This is a genomic window from Microbacterium sp. dk485 (genome assembly GCF_004570445.1).
Lineage (GTDB): Bacteria > Actinomycetota > Actinomycetes > Actinomycetales > Microbacteriaceae > Microbacterium > Microbacterium wangchenii.
In genome coordinates, this window is record NZ_SPQW01000001.1 from 846,047 (window position 1) to 865,559 (window position 19,513).

Genomic DNA, 19,513 nt, shown 5'->3' on the forward strand with positions numbered 1-19,513 from the left:
GAGCAGCGGGGGAAACTGGCACCTTCTCCCGCGATGTCTCGCCAGGCTATCGGCATTCAAAGGAAATACACAACTGAAGTCGTCCTCCCTCGGCGAAGTCTTCATCCGCCCGTAACACACGAGTCCGGAAAACGACGAAGGGGCCGGGCCCGAAGGCCCGACCCCTGAGTCGGAAAGTCCGAGGACTTACTTGAGGATCTTCGTCACCGTGCCGGCGCCGACGGTGCGGCCACCCTCACGGATCGCGAAGCCGAGGCCCTCTTCCATGGCGATCGGCTGGATGAGCTCGACCGACATTTCGGTGGTGTCACCGGGCATGACCATCTCGGTGCCCTCAGGCAGCGTGATGACGCCGGTCACGTCCGTGGTACGGAAGTAGAACTGCGGGCGGTAGTTCGTGAAGAACGGGTTGTGACGCCCACCCTCGTCCTTGGACAGGATGTACGCGGTGCCCTCGAAGTTCGTGTGAGGGGTGACCGAGCCGGGCTTGACGACGACCTGGCCGCGCTCGACGTCGTCACGCTTGGTGCCGCGAAGGAGCAGACCGCAGTTCTCGCCGGCCCACGCCTCGTCGAGCTGCTTGTGGAACATCTCGATACCGGTGACCGTGGTCTTCTGCGTCGGGCGGATGCCGACGATCTCGACCTCGGAGTTGATCGCGAGCGTGCCGCGCTCGGCGCGACCGGTGACGACCGTGCCACGGCCGGTGATGGTGAAGACGTCCTCGATGGGCATGAGGAACGGCTTGTCCTTGTCACGCACCGGGTCGGGGATGGACTCGTCGACGGCCTCCATGAGCTCGACGATCGAGTTGACCCACTTCTCGTCGCCCTCGAGAGCCTTCAGGCCCGAGACGCGCACGACGGGAGCGTTGTCGCCGTCGAAGTCCTGGCTGGAGAGCAGCTCGCGGACCTCGAGCTCGACGAGCTCCAGGATCTCCTCGTCGTCGACCATGTCGGCCTTGTTCAGGGCGACCAGCAGGTACGGCACGCCGACCTGCTTGGCGAGCAGGACGTGCTCACGGGTCTGGGCCATCGGGCCGTCGGTCGCCGCGACCACGAGGATCGCGCCGTCCATCTGAGCGGCACCGGTGATCATGTTCTTGATGTAGTCAGCGTGGCCCGGGGCGTCGACGTGGGCGTAGTGACGCTTGGGGGTCTCGTACTCGACGTGCGAGATGTTGATGGTGATACCGCGCTGGCGCTCTTCCGGCGCCGAGTCGATCGACGCGAAGTCGCGCTGGACGTTGGTGGCCGACGGGTACTTGTCGGCGAGCACCTTGGAGATCGCGGCGGTGAGCGTGGTCTTGCCGTGGTCGACGTGACCGATCGTTCCGATGTTCACGTGCGGCTTGGTGCGCTCGAACTTGGCCTTAGCCACTGGGTCCTCCTCAGGACGTTCGTGTAGAGGTTCCGGGCACTGGGTTGCGACCGGTCAGCTACGGGGTTGGTTCTCAGATTACTAGAGAGTCGGTATTGAGTTTGCTGGATGCGGGGACCCCCGCGGGGCGGTGGGCCCCCGCATCCGGGGCGGTGTTACTCGCCCTTGGTCTTCTGGACGATCTCGTCGGCCACGGCGCGAGGAACCTCGGCGTAGCTGTCGAACTCCATCGAGTACACGGCGCGGCCCGAGGTCTTCGAGCGCAGGTCGCCGATGTAGCCGAACATCTCCGACAGCGGCACGTTGGCCCGGACGACCTTGACGCCGGCGGCGTCCTCCATCGACTGGATCTGGCCACGACGGGAGTTCAGGTCGCCGATGACGTCGCCCATGTACTCCTCGGGAGTACGCACCTCGACGGCCATGATCGGCTCGAGGATGACGGGGTTCGCCTTGCGGACGGCCTCCTTGAAGCCCATCGAACCGGCGATCTTGAACGCCATCTCCGAGGAGTCGACGTCGTGCGACGCACCGTCGGTGAGGATCGCCTTCACGCCCACCATGGGGTAGCCGGCGAGCACGCCGACGTTCATGGCGTCCTGGAAGCCCTGGTCGACCGGCGCGATGTACTCGCGCGGGATGCGGCCACCGGTGACCTTGTTCTCGAACTCGTAGGTCTTGTCGGCCGTGACCTCGAGGGGCTCGAGCGCGAACTGGATCTTCGCGAACTGACCCGATCCACCGGTCTGCTTCTTGTGCGTGTAGTCGTGACGCTCGACGGTCTTGCGGATCGTCTCGCGGTACGCCACCTGGGGCTTTCCGACGTTGGCCTCGACCTTGAACTCGCGCTTCATGCGGTCCACGAGGATGTCCAGGTGCAGCTCGCCCATGCCCTTGATGACGGTCTGACCGGTCTCGGAGTTCTGCTCGACGCGGAACGTCGGGTCCTCCTCCGCGAGCTTCTGGATCGCCAGACCCAGCTTCTCCTGGTCGGCCTTGGTCTTGGGCTCGATCGCGACCTCGATGACCGGCTCGGGGAAGGTCATCGACTCGAGGACGACCTGGTTCGCGCTGTCGGACAGCGTGTCACCGGTGGTGGTGTCCTTGAGGCCGATGACGGCGTAGATGTGACCGGCCGTGACCGAGTCGATCGGCATCTCCTTGTTGGCGTGCATCTGGAAGATCTTCCCGATGCGCTCCTTCTTGCCCTTGGTCGCGTTGACGACCTGGGCGCCGGAGTCCAGGTGACCGGAGTACACGCGGATGTAGGTGAGGCGACCGAAGAAGGGGTGCGTCACGATCTTGAACGCGAGGGCCGCGAACGGCTCGTCACGGTCGGCGTGACGCTCGATGATCGTCTCTTCGTTCTTCGGGTCGCGCGCCTCGATGGCGGGGACGTCGAGCGGCGACGGGAGGTAGTCCACGACCGCGTCGAGCATCGGCTGCACGCCGCGGTTCTTGAACGCCGAGCCGCACAGCACGGGGTACAGCTCCGAGTTGATCGTCATCTTGCGGATGGCGCCCTTGATCTCGGCGACCGTGAGCTCCTCACCGCCGAAGTACTTCTCCAGCAGGGCCTCGTCGGACTCCGCGACGGTCTCCATGAGCTTCTCGCGGTACTCGGCGGCCTTGTCGGCGAGGTCGGCGGGGATCTCCTGGATCTCGTACTTGGCGCCCATGGTGACATCACCCTTGGAGTCACCGGGCCACACCAGCGCGCGCATCTCGACCAGGTCGACGACGCCGACGAAGTCGTTCTCGGCGCCGATCGGCAGCTGGAGCACGAGGGGCTTGGCCTTCAGGCGGTTCACGATCGTGTCGACGGTGAAGTAGAAGTCGGCGCCGAGCTTGTCCATCTTGTTGACGAAGCAGATGCGCGGGACGTCGTACTTGTCGGCCTGACGCCACACGGTCTCGGACTGGGGCTCCACGCCCTCCTTGCCGTCGAACACCGCGACGGCGCCGTCGAGGACGCGCAGCGAGCGCTCCACCTCGACGGTGAAGTCGACGTGACCGGGGGTGTCGATGATGTTGATCTGGTTCTTGTCCCAGAAGCACGTCACGGCAGCGGAGGTGATCGTGATGCCACGCTCCTGCTCCTGCTCCATCCAGTCAGTGGTGGCAGCGCCGTCGTGCGTTTCGCCGATCTTGTGGTTGACGCCCGTGTAGAAGAGGATGCGCTCGGTCGTCGTCGTCTTGCCGGCATCGATGTGGGCCATGATGCCGATGTTGCGGACCTTCGTGAGGTCGGTGAGCACTTCTTGTGCCACGGGGTTTTCCTTTACGTCTTGTGTGGTGCGTCCGGCCGGGGGTTCTGCCCCCGGCCGAACGCAGAAAAGCTGATTACCAGCGGTAGTGCGCGAAGGCGCGGTTCGACTCGGCCATCTTGTGGGTGTCTTCACGGCGCTTGACCGCCGCACCCAGGCCGTTCGAGGCATCCAGGATCTCGTTCTGGAGGCGCTCGGTCATGGTCTTCTCACGACGACCCTTGGCGTAGCTGACGAGCCAGCGCAGGGCGAGCGTGTTGGCGCGGTGGGGCTTGACCTCCACCGGCACCTGGTAGGTCGAACCGCCGACGCGGCGCGACTTGACCTCGAGCGTGGGCCGGACGTTGTCCAGCGCCTTCTTGAGGGTGGCGACGGCGTCCTGACCGTTCTTCGACTCGACGCCGCGGAGGGCGTCGTAGACGATCGACTCGGCGAGGGACTTCTTGCCGTCCACGAGGATCTTGTTGACCAGCTGGGTGACGACGGGGGCGCCGTACACCGGGTCGTTGACGACGGGACGCTTGGGGGCGGGACCCTTACGAGGCATCTACCTCAACCCTTCTTCGCGCCGTAGCGGCTGCGGGCCTGCTTACGGTTCTTCACGGCCTGGGTGTCCAGGGCGCCACGGACGATCTTGTAACGCACACCGGGAAGGTCCTTCACACGACCGCCGCGGACGAGCACGAGCGAGTGCTCCTGCAGGTTGTGGCCCTCGCCGGGGATGTAGGCGGTGACCTCGGTGCCGTTGCGGAGCTTGACACGGGCGACCTTGCGCATCGCCGAGTTCGGCTTCTTGGGCGTGGTCGTGTACACGCGGGTGCACACGCCCGCCTGCTGCGGGTTCGACTTCAGGGCCGGGGCCTTGGTCTTCGAGACCTTCGGCGTACGCCCCTTGCGAACCAACTGCTGAATGGTTGGCACGTTCTCTCCTTGATAGTGCTGCACGGTGACAGCCATGTGGTTTCACCACAGACCCACCGGCGTGGCAGGAGAACTGCCGCGTTGTGGTGGTGGGTATGCCGTGGGGGTGGCCTGTTCGCAGGCCGTTCCCTGAGATGCGGGCGACTCGCTGCCCTCGCCGCACCGAGGCGCGACGCAGGGCGCGCGTGTGCGCACACCCGATCCATGATACGCCCGCGGGAGAGAGGTGGCAAACGCGCGGTTCAGCCCAGAGCGAGCACGAGGGCGACCGCGGCTGCCGCGAGCACCACGAGGCCCGCCCCGCCCGCGGCCCATCCCGCCCAGCGCCACCGCCGGCGGCGCTCACGCGCGACCGCGGCGCCCTCGGCGACGGGATGCTGCGGCGCACGGGGTGCGGGAGCCCGACGTTCCACGATCTCGGGCGCGGCGGCGCGGGGACGGTAGATCTCGCGCTCCTGCCCGTCCGGGACGCGCGCGACCCGCCGTCCGTCCGGCGGCGACGGTTGGTGCGGGGTGACGGGGTCGCGACGCGGGCGCAGGGCCGTGGCGTCCTCGGGCGGCCGCGTCGCCCGGCGGCGCGTCTCGCGACGGGCCACGACGGTGGATCCGGCCTCGGGCTCCTCCGGCGCAGGGTTCTCGGTGCGCCGCCGCGGCCCTCTCCCGGCCAGCGCGGTGGCGTCGTCGACGGCATCGTCGACGGCGTCGTCGGCGCTCGGCCACGACCGCAGGCGGCCCGCCCACAGCGTGACGTCGTCCTCGTCGCGGTCGTCGGCCTGGCCCATGGATGCTCCGCTCAGGCGTCGGTGCGGCGCAGCCGCACTTCGGCGTCGCCGAGGAAGAAGCGCTCCCCCGCTTCCAGCTCCTGGCCCGGCTGCGCCTCCACCTCGGTGCCCATCAGCGTGGCGAACAGCACGCCGTTGGTCGAGCCGAGGTCGGTGACGTACCAGGTCTCCCCGCGCAGTTCCAGGCGCGCGTGCGTCTTGGAGACGGTCCGGGTCTCGTCGGGGATCGAGACCAGCTGCGCGTCGGGGTACGCCGGGTCGGGTGCGGGCTTGCGGCCGAGGATGACGACGTCGGAGGAGATGTCCAGCGGTGCACCCGACGGCGGAACGAGCTTCCACGGCGTGCGGCGGCGCTTGGCGATGACCGTCTGGTCGAAGGCCTCTTCGTCGGCGGCGGGGTCGCCCGCGCCGAACTGCTCGTCGCCGATGCCCGGCTCGGCATACAGCGCCGACACCGACGACCGGGCCGAGCGCGGAGCCCCGGCATCCGGTGCACCCGACACCGCCGAGACGGCCTCGGACAGCTCACCGAACGTGTCGTGCTGCACCGGCGGCTGCGCCTGCGTCACGGGGGCCGGCGCCCACGGCTCGGGCTCGGGCGCCGGGTGCGGGGTCTCCGGCACGCTCTGCACGGGAGCGGGGGCCGGTGCGGGCGGCGGAGCGGAACGCATGCCGGGCACGGAGGAGATGGGGGTGATCGGCTCGGGCGGGGCAGCGGAGGCCGGCGGAATCGGCGGCGGCGTGAACGACCCGGCGGGCTGGGGCGCGGCGGCGGGCACGCGGTCCTCCGGGTCCACCGCGCTGTCCTCCAGTTCGGGCGACAGCGGGCCGCGCGCGGGCGCGGCTGCGGCCGAGACGCGCGGCAGCGGAGGCGGCGGCGGGCTGGAGGGCGCCCACGCGGGAGCGGCCGGGCCGGCGGGGGCGGATGCCGCGGCCGGCGCCGCCGCAGCGGGGGGCAGGGGCGGCGGTGCGGACGGGGTCCACCCGCCCACCAGCGGCGGCGCGGCGGGGGCGGCCGGCTCGCTCGCGCGGCGCACGTGCGCGGGCGGCTCGCCGATCCAGCGCGCCGAGCCGAACCCCAGGACGCTGGCCCAGATGAGCATGAGCAGCGCCGCCAGGACGGTCATCCCGGCGCCGTAGCCGAACGAGCGGTTGATGCGGTGCGCGGCCATGACGAACAGCACGTACACCGCCAGAGCGCCCAGGCCCGGGACGAGGATCAGGAGGATCAGCCATGGCGAGAACCCGCCCAGCTGCAGCAGCACGGCCTGGTTGAGCACGGGCACCCAGCCCTTCCACCCCTCCTCGCCGGCCTTGCGGAACAGGGCGGACAGCGCCAGCGCCATCCACAGGTAGAGGACCACGAACAGGATGAACGAGGTCACTCCCATCGCGATCGTGATGACATCCATGTTCATGACGTTGTGCGCCCGCGGCTCAGCCGCCGGCGCTTCCCCCTCTCAACGATGCGAGCTACCCGCTCGGACGCCCGCGGCGCGACGACGCGGACGAATGATCTCAAAGATAGGGCCGCGAGGATGCTGCGCCGGAATCCGGCTCCGCGCGTCAACGCGCGTCGCTCGGCATCCACGATGCGCCAGAACTCCTCGGCGTCGTCCCGTGTCGCCGTCTGGCCCGAGAACACCGCCCGATCGGCCTCCGCCGCGAGCTGGGCGCCGGAGGACGTCGCGAAGGCCGCGGCGAGCTCGGCCCGGGTGCCGGCCTGCGGCGCCGGGCGGCCGGCATCCATGCCCGCGTCGACGTACTCGTCCCATCCGCCGGCGATCCGCTCGACCGGGTCCGGCGCCCGCCGGCGGCCCCGGCGCCGCAGCGCCTTGGCCGCGACGATGAGGAGGAAGGGGCCGAGGACCACCAGCAGCACGAGCAGGAAGAAGCCCGCCACGCGCAGGATCGGCCACAGCCACGACAGGTCCCAGCCGGCGCCCTCGTCGCCGTCGTCGTCGCGTGCGGTGTCCTCCTGCACGGGCTCGGGCGGCACGACCTCCTCGACGCTGTCGGGGCGCACCTCGGTGACGTTCTCCGGGTCGCGCTGCTCCGTGACCTCCAGGCTCGGGGGCCGGTTCCACTGCGGCGTGACGTCGACGGCGGTCCAGGCTCCGTCGACGTCGCGGACCTCGGTCCACACCGCGAGGTCCTGCGCGCGGCACACGCCGTCCTCGCACGTGAAGACGCCGGTGTCGGCGGCGCTGAGCCGCGCGCCCACCACGACGCGGGCGGGGAAGCCGAGCTCGCGGGCGATGAGCGCGGTGGCCACGGCGAACTGCTCCTCATCCCCCACGGCCGCGACGAAGTTGTCGGATGCCACGGCGCGCGGGTCGCTCTCGCGCTCGAGCAGACGCGCAAACATCGTGTCGATGCGGGCGAGGGAGTGCCCCGCGGCGCTGGGCTGGAACGTGTAGGGAGCCAGCTCGGGCATCCACGGCGGCGGCGCATCCTCGTCGATGGTCAACGCGTGACTGAGGAAGCCGCGCTCGCGCAGGAGCTCTACGAGGGCCGCGAGCGCCGCGCCGTCCGAACCGGTCGCGTGCTCCTGGACCCACCGCACCAGGTTGTCCGGCGCCGGCAGCTCGGACGTGTCGTAGCCGGGCGCCTCGAGGGCGGCCAGCTCCGCGGCGGGCGGCTCGACCGCGCGCACGCGGTACGCGTCGCCGTCGCGGGCCCCACCGCCGGCGGTCACGACGCCGGCCTGCGCGGGGGCGCTGTAGTAGAAGCGGTCGGAGAGGGCGGAGGCGCGCTGTCCGGTGAACTCCACCGACGACACGCGCCCGACCGTGGGCAGCCAGATGCCCTCGAGCGATTCGATCGCGACCTCCACGTCGACCGCGGTCCCCTCACCGGCATCCAGCGCCGCCGGCACGCGCACGAACGGCGCGGATGCGTCGGCGTCGCCGCCGGCACGGAAAGTCTCGCCGTCGTACGTGTCGAGCGTCGCCACCCGCACGCGCTCGGGGAGCGGCCCCTCCCCCGACACGCGGAACAGCACGTCGTCGGGGCGGTCGGGGGCGAACAGGGCGCGGTACTGCGTGAGCGGGCTGACGGCGGCGGCGAGCTCGCGCTCGGGCCCGGCGGCCGATCGCAGCACGTCGCGGTCGGCGCCGCGGGCGGCCCACGGCACGATGGCGACGGCGGCCACCAGGGCGAGCGAGACCATCGCCGCCCCCAGTGCCGTGCGGCGCCGGTCGGTGCGCGAGGGGCGGCGGGAGACCCGCACGCCGCTCGCGGTGGCGGCGCGGTGCAGGGCGCGAACCCGCTCGTCGTGCGTGCGCCACGCGAGCCACAGCACCGCCGAGAGGAGCCCGACCACGCCCAGGAGCGTCTCCATCGGGGCGTGGAGGGTGAGACTGCCCGCCCGCAACGGGTCGCTCACCTCGGCACGTCCGAAGAAGAGCCCGAATCCCAGCATCCCGAACCCGACGGGGACGGCGGCGATCGCCCAGCGGTCGTCGCGCCACGACAGCAGCAGCGCCCCGCACGTGCCGGCCAGGAAGATCAGCAGCGCCGGGATGAGCAGGTTGCGGTACGCCCCCACGGGGAGGTCGACGGTGACGAGGTCCTTCCACGCCAGGACGACGCCGGCGGCGGCCTCCCCGAGGCCGCGCAGGAGCTCCCCCGGTCCGCCCAGGCGTGAGGGCACCGCCAGCGGCACGCACAGCAGGAGGAACGCTCCGCCCAGCAGCGCCGCCGTCCGCCACGGGCTCCACCGGCGCCAGAACACGAGCGCGGCGATGACGGCGCCCACGGTCGCGGCGACCGCGGCGAGCAGGACGAACTGCCACGAGGCGTACACCGGCCAGGCCGCCACCGCCGCGGCGACCGCGGTGACGCCGACGTAGACCGATCCCCCGGCCACGCGCCGCGCGGTCACGACGCGGCTCCGCGCAGGAGCAGGCCGGAGAGGTCCTCGATCGTGCCGATCGTCAGCACCGAGATGCCCGACAGCGACTGCATGCGGGGGTGGGCGTGCTCGTCGCACATCACCGCGACGACGGTGGTGTCCAGGGGGAAGGTGAGGGCGGCCTGCCGCAGCCGCACGAGCGGGACGAGGGAGCCGACCACGACGAAGGCGATCGACAGGCGCTCGTTGGCCTCGGAGGTGAGGCGGCAGATGTCCTCGATGTTCATGGTGTTCTCGAGCCGGTTCACGGCGCTGAACCCGTCGAGCATCGGGCGCGGGGCGACGGTGGGGATGTGCTGGATGGCGCGCAGCCGCCCGCGCACGACGCGGGGGATCTCGGAGCCGATCACGATGTCGAGGTCGCGCGCGTCGCGGACGGCGCGCAGGCCCAGGGAGGCGGCGGCGCTGACGGCGAGCTCGAACTCGTCGGCGTCGGAGTACTCCTGCTGGGCGGTGGCCAGCACCACGGCCATGCGCGAGCGGCGGGACTCCTCGAACTGGCGCACCATGAGCCGGCCGGTCTTGGCGGTGGATTTCCAGTGCACCTGGCGCTGCGCGTCGCCGGGGGCGTATTCGCGGATGGCGTGGAACGACATGTCCGCGTTGACGAGCCGCCGCGTGGGGTTGCCCTCCAGGTCGCGGATGAGGCCGGCGCTCGTGGAGGGCAGGCCCACCGTACGCGGGTGGACGTACAGCTCGTGCTGGTCGGGGAAGGCGTGCTCGCGGCGCAGCAGTCCGAGCGGATCGCTGCGCACCGTGGTCACCGGACCCACCCGCACGATGCCGCGGGGCAGCGAGGGGATCTCCAGCGGCTGCGCGACGGTGTGCCCCGGCCGCAGCAGGGGGACGCCGAATTCCACCAGCCCACGTCCGACGGGGATGTCCAGGCGTCCGGGGAGCGCGATGCGCCGGCCGTGGTTGCGCACGACGATCTCGCCCTCCACCCCCTGGCCGGCCACGATCCGCTCGTGCGCGAGGCTGAGGTCGACGTCGTACGCGCGCGCGCCGAACAGGAACGGCACGCTCATCGCCAGGAGCACGAGGGCCGCCGCGCCCGCGACCATCCACTCGACCCAGCCGAACACCATCCCGAGGACCAGGCCCGCGGTGGCCGCCACGACCACGAGTGCCCCCGCCGGGCGCACCGTGCCCGCGCACCAGCGCACGGCGGCGGCGAGGGCGCGCACGACCGCGCGCCACGCCGCCGTCGCCCACACGACGGCGCGGACGAGCCCGCGCCCGCGCCGCGCGGTCGTCGTCGAGGTCACCGACGTGCGCGACGCCGTCGCGGTGGACGAGAACGACGTGCGCGTCAGGCCTGCCTCGGTCGGTGTCATACCGCCTCGCGCTGAGTGGGCGGGGCGACGTCGAGCAGCACCTGCCCGATGACGGCTTCGGGGGTGACGCCGTCGAACTCGGCCTCGGGGTGCAGGATCAGGCGGTGCGAGAGCACCGCGACGGCGAGCGCCTTGACGTCGTCGGGGGTGACGTAGGTGCGCGCCTGCGACGCCGCGCGAGCGCGTGAGGCACGCGTGAGGGCGAGGGCACCGCGGATGCTGACACCCAGGCGCACCTCATCCGCGGAGCGCGTGGCATCCACCAGGCGCGCGATGTAGTCCAGCACGAGGGCGTCCACGTACGTGTCGGCGGCGAGGTCGGCCATCCCCACGAGCGCCTGCGGCGTGATGACCGGGGTCAGCTCCGCCGTCGCCGTGGAGCCGCCGTCGAGGATGCGCACGGTCGCGGCGTGGTCGGGGTAGCCCAGCGAGGTGCGCATCATGAAGCGGTCGAGCTGGGCCTCCGGCAGCCGGTAGGTCCCGGCCTGCTCGACGGGGTTCTGCGTCGCCAGCACCAGGAACGGCACGCCGACGGGGCGCGTGACGCCGTCGATCGTGACGCGGCCCTCCTCCATGACCTCCAGGAGCGCGGACTGGGTCTTGGGGCTCGCGCGGTTGATCTCGTCGGCCAGGACGATGTTGGCGAAGATCGGGCCGGAGTGGAATTCGAACTCACCGGTCTTCTGGTCGTACACCGTGATGCCGGTGATGTCGCCGGGGAGCAGGTCGGGCGTGAACTGGATGCGCGTGTTGGTGCCCTGCACCGACTGCGCGATCGCCCGCGCGAGCGAGGTCTTTCCGGTGCCGGGCACGTCCTCCAGCAGCACGTGGCCGTCGCTGAGCATCGCGGTGAGCACGAGCTCGACGACGTGGCGCTTTCCGAGGACGGCGCGCTCGACGTTGTCGGCGAGCTGGCCGAACGTCGTGGCGAACCAGGTGGCTTGCTCCTGGGTGAGGGTCATCGGTGGGGTCCTTCGGTCGGGATGCTGTGGGGCGAGGTCAGGGGGTCGGTCAGGGCGTGGTTCCACCGGGAGGCGTGCCCTCATCCGGTGGAAGATTCGGGAGGCAGCGGCCGGCGAGGGTGGCTCCCGCGTCACTCAGGCCCCACTTGCCGATGCTCACGGTGATGGGGATGCCCTCGACGGTGACGGCCCCGACGGGGACCGTGCCGTCCTCGGGGCGGGGCAGCACGTTCCCGGCGGCGTCGAGGTAACGCACGGAGGCGGCGGTCGTGCCCGCCGCGACGGTGCCGTCGCCGCGGGTGACCGTGCCGCCCACGGTGAGCGGCGATCCGCCCTCGCATCGCGTGATGGACCAGTCGGCGCGCAGCTGGTAGGGCGCTCGGCCGTCCGCAGGAATCACCGCGCCCCAGTTGCCGCACGTGCCCCACAGCGTGTGGCAGTACCTCACCTGCAGGCCCGGATCGCCTCCGATCGTGGCGATCGGCAGTGCCCGGTTGAATTCGGCCTTGTTCAGGAACGGCTCCTCCTCCGGGGAGGTGGGCGCCGCCTTGATCGTCCAGAACGCGGACGATCCGTCGACGGTCGGCGTCCCGTCGACGACGAAGCGGTAGCCCGTGGGGGCGTCGGCCCGCTGCACGGCGCGCACGCTCGCCACGACGCTCGCCTCACCGAAGCGCTTGCCCTCGAACCACGTCTCCACGCACAGCCGCACGTGGTAGACACGGCCGTCCGCGACGGTGAACGACCGGCCGGCCTGGGTGCCGCTGGCACCGCACGCACCTCCCCGGTCGCTCTCGACGGGCTCGGAGAACGCGTACCGCAGCTCCGCTCCGTCGCCGTTGGGGTTCGCCGATCCGCTGGCGGTGATGCGCGACTGCCGATCGCCCAGCGACTCGGACGAGAGCGTGAGGGCGGGCGCGATCGGCGCCCCGATGCCGTTGCCGGTCACGGTCGCCGCGCCGCCGGCGGTGCTGCCGGGCAGCCCCGGCGGAACACTGAAGCGCGAGATGGGGGTGACGGTGATGAGCGAGCGGGAGTTCGTCCCGACCCGGTAGTCCGGGATCTCCACGCGGTTCTGCCCCGCTGGCACCGCGACCGTCACCTGATCGCCGGCGGGGCTGCTGATCTGCAGCGAGCCGGTGGACGCCGAATCCACCTCCCCGATCGTGAGGGCGACCCGGTTCCCCTCCCCGGCGGTGACGATGGGACGCGCCGAAAGCGCGCGCGGGGTCGCGGGGACGTCGTACGCCCACGCGATCGTGCGCACGCTCGTGCGGGATTCGCCGGTGGCGTTGACGGCCCACGCCTCGTACGTGCGCTGTTCGCCGTTGGGCGCGGAGATGGCGGGGCACACGCCGTCCGCCGAGCAGCGGGCCACTTCGGCGCCGCCGCTGCGCACGACGAAGCCGCTGAGCCCGGGGTAGGCCAGACGCGATTCGCCGGCGTCCACGCGCAGCGTCACGGTGCCGTCGGCGTACGCGCTCTGACGGACGCCGGCGGGTGCCTTGGGATAGCCCTGCAGGTCGAGCAGGATGCGGCCGTCGCGCTCGGATGCGGTGGCCCTGCCCTGCGCGTCGCGCACGGAGAAGGTCGCGGTGCACGTCGCCCCCGGCGCATCCGGGGTCCACGACGCCGCCACCGCGCCGGCCGAGGCGACGCGGAAGCTCACGCCGACGCACGCACCGGTGGGACGGACGTCGACCACTTCCAGCGGTGTGCGCGGTAACGGGTTCACCTCGCCGCCGACGCCGATCACGGGGATCGTGCACGAGGTCCCCGACGCCTGCGAGCACTGCTGGGTCACCGACCCGCCCTGCGGGAGGGTGGAGGGCGCTGCCCCGACGCGCAGCAGGAGGCGGGCGGGGGCGACGGAGGGGTGACTGCTCACCCCCACGACGGCGGCGCTCTCACTGCCGGGCACGGCGCGATCGGCGCCGACGACGGTGACCATCGATCCCGACAGCGTCACCTCGAACGCGGGGCCGCCGTACTCCAGCGTGTACTGGATGGCGTTCCAATCCTCCCGCGCCAGCTGCCACGTGGTCATGTCTCGCAGGTCGAACGTGGCGGTCTCGCCCGGTCCCACCGTGAGCGAAGCCGGCCGCAGCTCGGGCTGCGGGTCGCGCGCGGCGACCGTGATCGGCACCGACAGGTAGGTCCATTCGTCAGTGCCGGCCACACGCACCGGCACCTGACACGCGTCGGTCCACGGCGCCCCCGCACCCGCGTCGTACCGCACGCGCGTGCCCCCCTCCAGGGCGCATGCCGCCTCCGCCCGGGCGCCCGAGGCGGCCACCTCGGCGCCGACCTCCAGCTCGGCGCCGCGGGGCAGGGCCACCAGCTCGGCCATGTCGAAGGTCACCGACTCCAGTTCCGACACCTCCTGCGGCGCCGTCCCGGAGCGCAGCGCGAGTGAGAGGTCGTCGTCGCCCGGCACGCGCAGGAACGCGTAGGTGGTGATCTCCTCCTCGCCGACGACCCCGTGCACGGCGAAGGGGATGAGGCGCGTGGTGGCCGGCAGCTCGCCGCTGAGCTCGCGTCCGCTCAGCCCGATGCCCTCCGGCTCCCCCCACAGGCTCACCTCGAGGTCGTCGACGTCGCCGCGCGACCAGGTCGCCTTGCCGGTGAGCACGTCGACGCCTGAGGTGAACTCCTCGCGGTTCTCCGCAGTGAGCACGGTGTCCGAGACGATGGGGTAGTCCGGCACGCTCTCGCGCACGACCTTGACCACGATGAGACCGCGACCGGTGTTGCCGGAGTCCGATTCCACGTCGTAGAGGAACGACATCGTGCCGGGCAGTTCGCCCGCGGCCAGGACGACGCCGGTGTCGGTGACGGAGAGGATCTGCCCCTTCAGCCGCGCGTACTCGGGGTTGTCGCTGCCGTCGTCGGCGAAGGTCTCCGGCAGATCCGGGCGCACATCCGTGAGGGTCAGAGAGCCCTGCGTGGGGTCGATGTCGTTGGCGAGGGGACTGATGCGGATCGTGTTGTCCGCGCCCGCCTGCACCTGGACGTAATCGGTGAAGGTGATGGGGCTCGGGTTGGCCTGCGCGTCGAGGACGCCGATGCGGGCGGTGCCCTCCCCCGTCGCCCCCGCGGCATCCACCGCGCGGTAGCGGAACGACACCTGTCCGCGATCACCCGGCAGCGAGGAGTACACGATCGCGGAGCCGTCGGCGGAGATCGTGGCCGATCCGCGCTCGGGCTGGGTGAGGATCCGGTCCAGCGTCACGACGTCGCCGTCGGGGTCCATACCGAACCCGTCGAACTCGACGGTCGTCGTGCCGCCGCTGAGCACGCGCCCCTCCAGCGTCGCCGGCAGCGGCGGACGGTTGGCGTCATCGGGCAGCACGCGGATGCGCACGGTCGCGGTGTCCACGAGCGCGGGAGATCCGGTCGTGTAGACGGAGTACTCCACGCCGTAGTCGCCCGGCTCGGTGGGCGCGAGGTAGCGGAGCAGGTCGCCGGAGGCGAAGGCCAGCGCCTCCTGTGTGCTCGAGGTCACCGACGAGGGGTCCAGGCTCGGGCGCCCGCCGGCGGGGGAGATGTCGTTGGCGAGCACCGGGATGTCGACCTGGGCGCCCGCGCGCACCGTGACGGTGTCGTCCACGGCGATGGGGGCGAGCTCGGGCGCCGGCGGCAGCAGGTACACCGTCGCCTCCCCCGCCACACGCGCTCCGGCGTCTTCGGTGCCGTCGCTGACGGTGTACGACACGGTGCCCAGGCGCCCGGCCGCGCCGGAGGCGGTCGTGCCCGACACGCGCAGGTTGTTCTGCCCCACCGCATCCACCGACAGCGTCGCGCCCTCGTCGGCGGAGGCCACGACGTCGCTGAGGAGCAGCACGCGCCGGGTGGGATTGGACACCGCGGCGAACACGTCGAGGGTCACGTCCTCCTGCGGGCGGACGAAGGCGACCACGGGCGAGGTGGCCAGCTGCGCCGGGGCATCGGGCGGGAGGATCGTGATGCGGGCCGTGCCGGTGGCGTCCGAGGCCCCGTCGGTGACGGTGAAGCCGACGCGGAAGGTGCCCGGCTCGCTCGCGGCGAAGTCGAACGTCGTCGTCCCGCCCACGACGGTCGCGGTGGCCGCGCCGTCGTCGAGGACCCGCACCGAGGTCAGCGACAGCGTGCCCGCCGTCCCCGTGACGTGGGGGGCGACGTCGACCGTCATGCCGCCGTCCACGGTGTCCACCCGCGCGAAGGACTGCACGCTCAGCGCCGGCGAGGGGGTCACCCGCACCACGAGCGCCTTGCTGGAGATCTGTCCCGCGGTGTCGGCGACGTTGACCGTGAGCTCGATCAGCTGCTCGCCGCCGCTGCCGTCGTCGGCATGCTGGTAGACCACGTCGCCGCCGGGCGAGGAGGCGACCGTGCCGATGCCGGAGGGGTTCTCCACCGACAACAGCAGCAGCGGATCGCCGTCGGGGTCGACCCACCCGGGCAGGACGGGCACGGTCACCGTGCCGCCGCGCGCGACCTCGGGAGCGGGCCACGGCACGAGGCACTTCTCCACGCCGCACCACTGCGGAGCACCCTCCCCGCCGGAGACGGTGAGGGTCACGGTGGTGGGCGGTGACACCATTCCGTCGGCGGTGGTGCCGTCGGTCACGCCGTACGTGAAGGTCGCACTGCCGGATGCGGCGGGGGCGACGTGGACGGCGAAGCGCTGGCCGTCGTCGGTCACGCGCACCGTGCCGAACCCGGGGTCCAGGCCCGTCACGGAGGCCGGATCGATGCTCAGCACGTCCTCGTTGGGGTCGTGGTCGTTCAGGAGCACGGGGAGGGTGGCCAGGCGCCCCGCCCGCACCCCGAACGCGTCGGGTTCGGCGATCGGTGGCTTCGGGTCGATGACGACGGCAAGCTGCTCCTCGCTGGGGACGGCGGCCGGGTCGGTGCGGTCATCCAGCGACCAGTCCTGGCTGGAGGGCACCAGGCGCCCGTCGGGCAGGGTCCACACCCAGCCCGTCCGCACCTCGTTGAGGATGACGGCGGCGCCGGTGGCGACGAAGACGGGCCGCCGCTCGTCGCCGAGCGATTCGCCGTTGTAGTCCAGCGCCGTCTCGCCGGCGCGTGAGCTCCACAGGGTGCCGCCGCCGTCGGCGGGTCCCAGCCACGCGGCGAAGGTCTCCCCCTCGTGCACGATCGGCGCGGCCGGGGTGCCGAGCACCGTCGCGCCGCGATCGACCTCGACGCTCACGGCACCGTCGGAGGCCACGCGGGCGAGCCCGTTCTCGCCGGCGATCCAGACGTCGGTGCCGTCGGGGTCGGGCGCTCCCACCACGATGTCCCCGGAGAGGTCGACGCTCACCGGCTCCTCGCGGCCGCGCAGGTGCACCTCGCCCGACTCGCGGTCAACGAGCGCCCAGGTGTCGCCCGCGGCGGTGAGAGCGGGGGCGGCGACCTCGGCCGAGATGGGGTCGCGGCCGCGCACCTCCCCCTCGGCGATGTCGTAGCGCAGCACCGACCCGTCGGCCGCCGAGTAGGTGAACAGCAGACCGTCCTCGTTCACCGCGGCCGCCTCCGCCGTGTACTGCGGCCCGTCCTCCTCGTCCTCCTCCGCGGAGGCGAACGGGTCGAGCTGGGCCGCGTCGGCGGTGGAGAGCCGCCCCGCGTGCACCGCCCCGGTGTCGGTGCGGTACGCCACGAAGTCGCCGGCGGTGAGCACCTCGGTGGTGCCGGCGGGGGTGGACTCCGACGAGCGGAGGGCCTCCTCGTCCAGGTCGGCGGGAAGGGCCTCGTCGATCCGCGTGAGCTTGCTGTAGCTGTCGGAGAAGAGGAACGCCCCGTCGGGGGACTGCGCGACGGCGGTCGGGTTGCTGACGCTGCGGACGGTGTCCAGCTCGCCGATCGCGGTGTTCACGCGCGCGTACCGCCGGCCGTCGGCGGTCTGCAGCGCCCACACCGATGCGTCGACCTCGGGCGTCTCCTGGGCGTCCAGCCCCGGCCACACGATGCTCACGCCGATGACGAGGGCGAGGGCTGCGGACCCGGCGGCGATGCCGGCGATGCTGCGTCGACGCATCAGAGGATCCCCGTCGCGAACAGGGCCGTCACGGTCACGGCGGCCCCCGCGATGAGGGCGGCTGCCCCCAGCACCCACGGCACCGCCGTGCGCGTGCGCCGCTCCGGGGACGAGATCTCGGTGTCCTCATCCCGCGCGAGACCGGCGACCCCCGAGGACGAGCGCGACTTCCGCCGTCCGCTGTGCTCGACCGAGCTGCGCACCGGACCACGCACCGAGGAGTCGGAGAAGTCCACCGAGCGTGCTCCCGGGGCCCATTCGTCCGCCGCCACCTCCAGCGGCGTGACCGGCAGCCCCAGCTCGGCCTGCACGACCCGCAGCGCCTGCCCGAGCTCCAGCGCGCTGGCGAAGCGATCCCGCGCGTCGCGGCTCATGGTGCGGGCCAGGAGCGTCTGCAGCGAGGGCGGCACGTCGGCACGTGCGATCTGGGTGTAGCTCGCGCGCGCGATCCGCCGGCGCAGCTGCTCGCGCGTGTTCTGACCGCGCTCGAGCCGTTCGAAGGGGCTGTGACCGGCCAGCAGCGAGTAGATCGTGGCGCCCAGGCTCCACACTTCGCTGGGCACGGTCCCGGCGGTCTGCTCGGCGACGACCTCCGGCGCGCTCCACGGCACGCTCATCGCGAGCACCTCGTCGGCGGTCTGGCGGGTCAGGGCCGACGCGATTCCGAAGTCGGCCAGCACGGGGGCGCCGAAGGTGGTGATGAGGATGTTGCTGGGTTTGACGTCACGGTGCACGAGGCCCGCGCGGTGTGCGGTCTCCAGTGCGCTGGCCATCTTCACCCCGATGGCGAGCACCTCGGGCACGGGGATCCGCTCCACACGGTAGCGCTGCGCGAGAGACCCCGGGCAGTACTCCATCACGATGTACGGCCGTCCATCCGCGGAGATGCCGGCCTGGTAGACCGTCACGATCGAGGGATGCGCCGACAGCTGGGCGAGGACGTCGGCCTCGGCGTTGAACATGCGCAGCAGATCGGGATCGCGCACGTCGCTCGGGAGCACTTTGACCGCGACGCTGCGGCGCGGCATGTCCTGCTCGTACAGGAAGACGTCGGCGAAACCCCCCGATCCGAGCGGGCGGATGTACGCCAGGCCGGGAAGGATCGGAGGCGCGGCGGGCAGGCGTGTCGGCAACCCGCCCTCCCCCGGTCGGAACTCCCCTGGCGTCAGTCAACGACGCGCCTGTTGTCAGGCTCGGTCATGCTAACAAATCCGCGACGCCGTCATCGCCACCGGCCCTCGGCGGGGCCCGTCGGCTCAGGGCGTCGGCGGCCCCGGGTCGTGGGGATCGAACGGGGAGTCCAGCGATCGGGTCAGCTCCTCGAGCATCGCGGCGATCTGCGGCTCGACGAACTCCGACACGGCCCCCTGGATGCGCAGGCGGTGATGCAGGAGGATCGCGCAGACCTCGCGGCCGATCATGTTCGCGTAGTCGTCGGCCAGACCCACCTCCTGCCGCAGGGCCGCCTTCGCCTCATCGCTCAGCGGCGGGAGGGCGGGGATGGCGGCCTCCTCCTCGGCGGCCAGGCCGGACACCGTGAACAGGAACGGCGCGCCCGGCACCGGATCGGGATCCAGCGGCAGCCCCTCGAACTCGGGCTCGAGCCCCTCGGCCGGGCGGTAACTGCGTGCCCGGTTGCGCGCGGCCTGCTGCTCGAGCTCGGCCTGCAACATCGGGAGGTTGCGCGCGGTGTAGTCGGCGACCGCGGCGTCGACGATCGCCTTGACCCTCGTGGACAGCCCGTGCTGCACGCCGTGCGGGACGTCGGCGCCGAGCCCCGCCGCCGAGAGCACCGGCGATCCGAAGCAGCGGCGGCACGGTGCGACCCGCCCACGGTGGGTCGCCGGCTCCCAGCGCGGCAGCCAGCGGAGCCAGGCGTCCACCGCCTGGCTGACCTGCGTCTCGAGCGAGCGCTCCACGGTCTTT

Annotated in this window: 12 protein-coding genes; all 12 read right to left on the reverse strand. The window is 71.9% G+C overall.

The genetic code is table 11. The annotated features are described in order from the left end of the window. Positions 1–186: 186 nt before the first annotated feature. The 12 genes from tuf to E4V99_RS03975 all read right to left on the reverse strand — a co-directional run bounded on the left by tuf (position 187) and on the right by E4V99_RS03975 (position 19,506). Complete coding sequence (gene tuf / locus E4V99_RS03920; protein ID WP_135063311.1) at positions 187–1,380, reverse strand: elongation factor Tu; 1,194 nt, start codon at positions 1,378–1,380, stop codon at positions 187–189. A 155-nt stretch (positions 1,381–1,535) separates the two neighbouring features. Beyond that, positions 1,536–3,650 (reverse strand): elongation factor G, encoded by a 2,115-nt coding sequence (gene fusA, locus E4V99_RS03925; protein ID WP_135063309.1) that lies wholly within the window; start codon positions 3,648–3,650, stop codon positions 1,536–1,538. A gap of 73 nt (positions 3,651–3,723) precedes the next feature. Further along, on the reverse strand, positions 3,724–4,194 hold the full coding sequence (gene rpsG / locus E4V99_RS03930; protein WP_135063307.1) for a 30S ribosomal protein S7: 471 nt from the start codon (positions 4,192–4,194) through the stop codon (positions 3,724–3,726). A gap of 5 nt (positions 4,195–4,199) precedes the next feature. After that, positions 4,200–4,568 carry a 30S ribosomal protein S12 gene (gene rpsL / locus E4V99_RS03935; protein WP_029145644.1) on the reverse strand — a complete coding sequence of 123 codons (369 nt, stop codon included), beginning with the start codon at positions 4,566–4,568 and terminating at the stop codon, positions 4,200–4,202. Between the two features lie 242 nt (positions 4,569–4,810). Then, positions 4,811–5,350, reverse strand: coding sequence for a hypothetical protein (locus E4V99_RS03940; protein WP_135063303.1), 540 nt, complete (start codon positions 5,348–5,350; stop codon positions 4,811–4,813). Positions 5,351–5,361: 11 nt separating this feature from the next. Continuing rightward, entirely contained in the window at positions 5,362–6,762 is a 1,401-nt protein-coding gene (locus E4V99_RS03945) for a DUF5684 domain-containing protein (RefSeq protein ID WP_167758071.1), read from the reverse strand. A 2-nt stretch (positions 6,763–6,764) separates the two neighbouring features. Next, positions 6,765–9,236, reverse strand: coding sequence for a transglutaminase domain-containing protein (locus E4V99_RS03950; RefSeq protein WP_245233114.1), 2,472 nt, complete (start codon positions 9,234–9,236; stop codon positions 6,765–6,767). After that, complete coding sequence (locus tag E4V99_RS03955) at positions 9,233–10,603, reverse strand: DUF58 domain-containing protein (RefSeq protein ID WP_135116490.1); 1,371 nt, start codon at positions 10,601–10,603, stop codon at positions 9,233–9,235. The genes E4V99_RS03950 and E4V99_RS03955 overlap by 4 nt, the downstream gene beginning before the upstream one ends. After that, positions 10,600–11,565 (reverse strand): MoxR family ATPase, encoded by a 966-nt coding sequence (locus E4V99_RS03960; protein WP_135063297.1) that lies wholly within the window; start codon positions 11,563–11,565, stop codon positions 10,600–10,602. The genes E4V99_RS03955 and E4V99_RS03960 overlap by 4 nt, the downstream gene beginning before the upstream one ends. A gap of 49 nt (positions 11,566–11,614) precedes the next feature. After that, entirely contained in the window at positions 11,615–17,587 is a 5,973-nt protein-coding gene (locus E4V99_RS03965; protein WP_135116491.1) for an Ig-like domain-containing protein, read from the reverse strand. After that, the gene (locus tag E4V99_RS03970) at positions 17,587–18,720 is read right to left on the reverse strand and encodes a serine/threonine-protein kinase (protein ID WP_135063293.1); all 1,134 of its coding nucleotides are present in this window, start codon (positions 18,718–18,720) and stop codon (positions 17,587–17,589) included. The genes E4V99_RS03965 and E4V99_RS03970 overlap by 1 nt, the downstream gene beginning before the upstream one ends. 123 nt (positions 18,721–18,843) lie before the next feature. Then, the gene (locus E4V99_RS03975; RefSeq protein WP_135063291.1) at positions 18,844–19,506 is read right to left on the reverse strand and encodes a spermidine/putrescine ABC transporter substrate-binding protein; all 663 of its coding nucleotides are present in this window, start codon (positions 19,504–19,506) and stop codon (positions 18,844–18,846) included. Between the last annotated feature and the right edge of the window lie 7 nt (positions 19,507–19,513).

What these genes read in the sequence shown, in the direction of transcription:
- rpsG (WP_135063307.1), bottom strand. Translation starts at nt 4,194, where the DNA reads ATGCCTCGTAAGGGTCCCGCCCCCAAGCGTCCCGTCGTCAACGACCCG.
- E4V99_RS03940 (WP_135063303.1), bottom strand. Translation starts at nt 5,350, where the DNA reads ATGGGCCAGGCCGACGACCGCGACGAGGACGACGTCACGCTGTGGGCG.
- E4V99_RS03945 (WP_167758071.1), bottom strand. Translation starts at nt 6,762, where the DNA reads ATGGATGTCATCACGATCGCGATGGGAGTGACCTCGTTCATCCTGTTC.
- E4V99_RS03955 (WP_135116490.1), bottom strand. Translation starts at nt 10,603, where the DNA reads ATGACACCGACCGAGGCAGGCCTGACGCGCACGTCGTTCTCGTCCACC.
- E4V99_RS03960 (WP_135063297.1), bottom strand. Translation starts at nt 11,565, where the DNA reads ATGACCCTCACCCAGGAGCAAGCCACCTGGTTCGCCACGACGTTCGGC.
- E4V99_RS03965 (WP_135116491.1), bottom strand. Translation starts at nt 17,587, where the DNA reads ATGCGTCGACGCAGCATCGCCGGCATCGCCGCCGGGTCCGCAGCCCTC.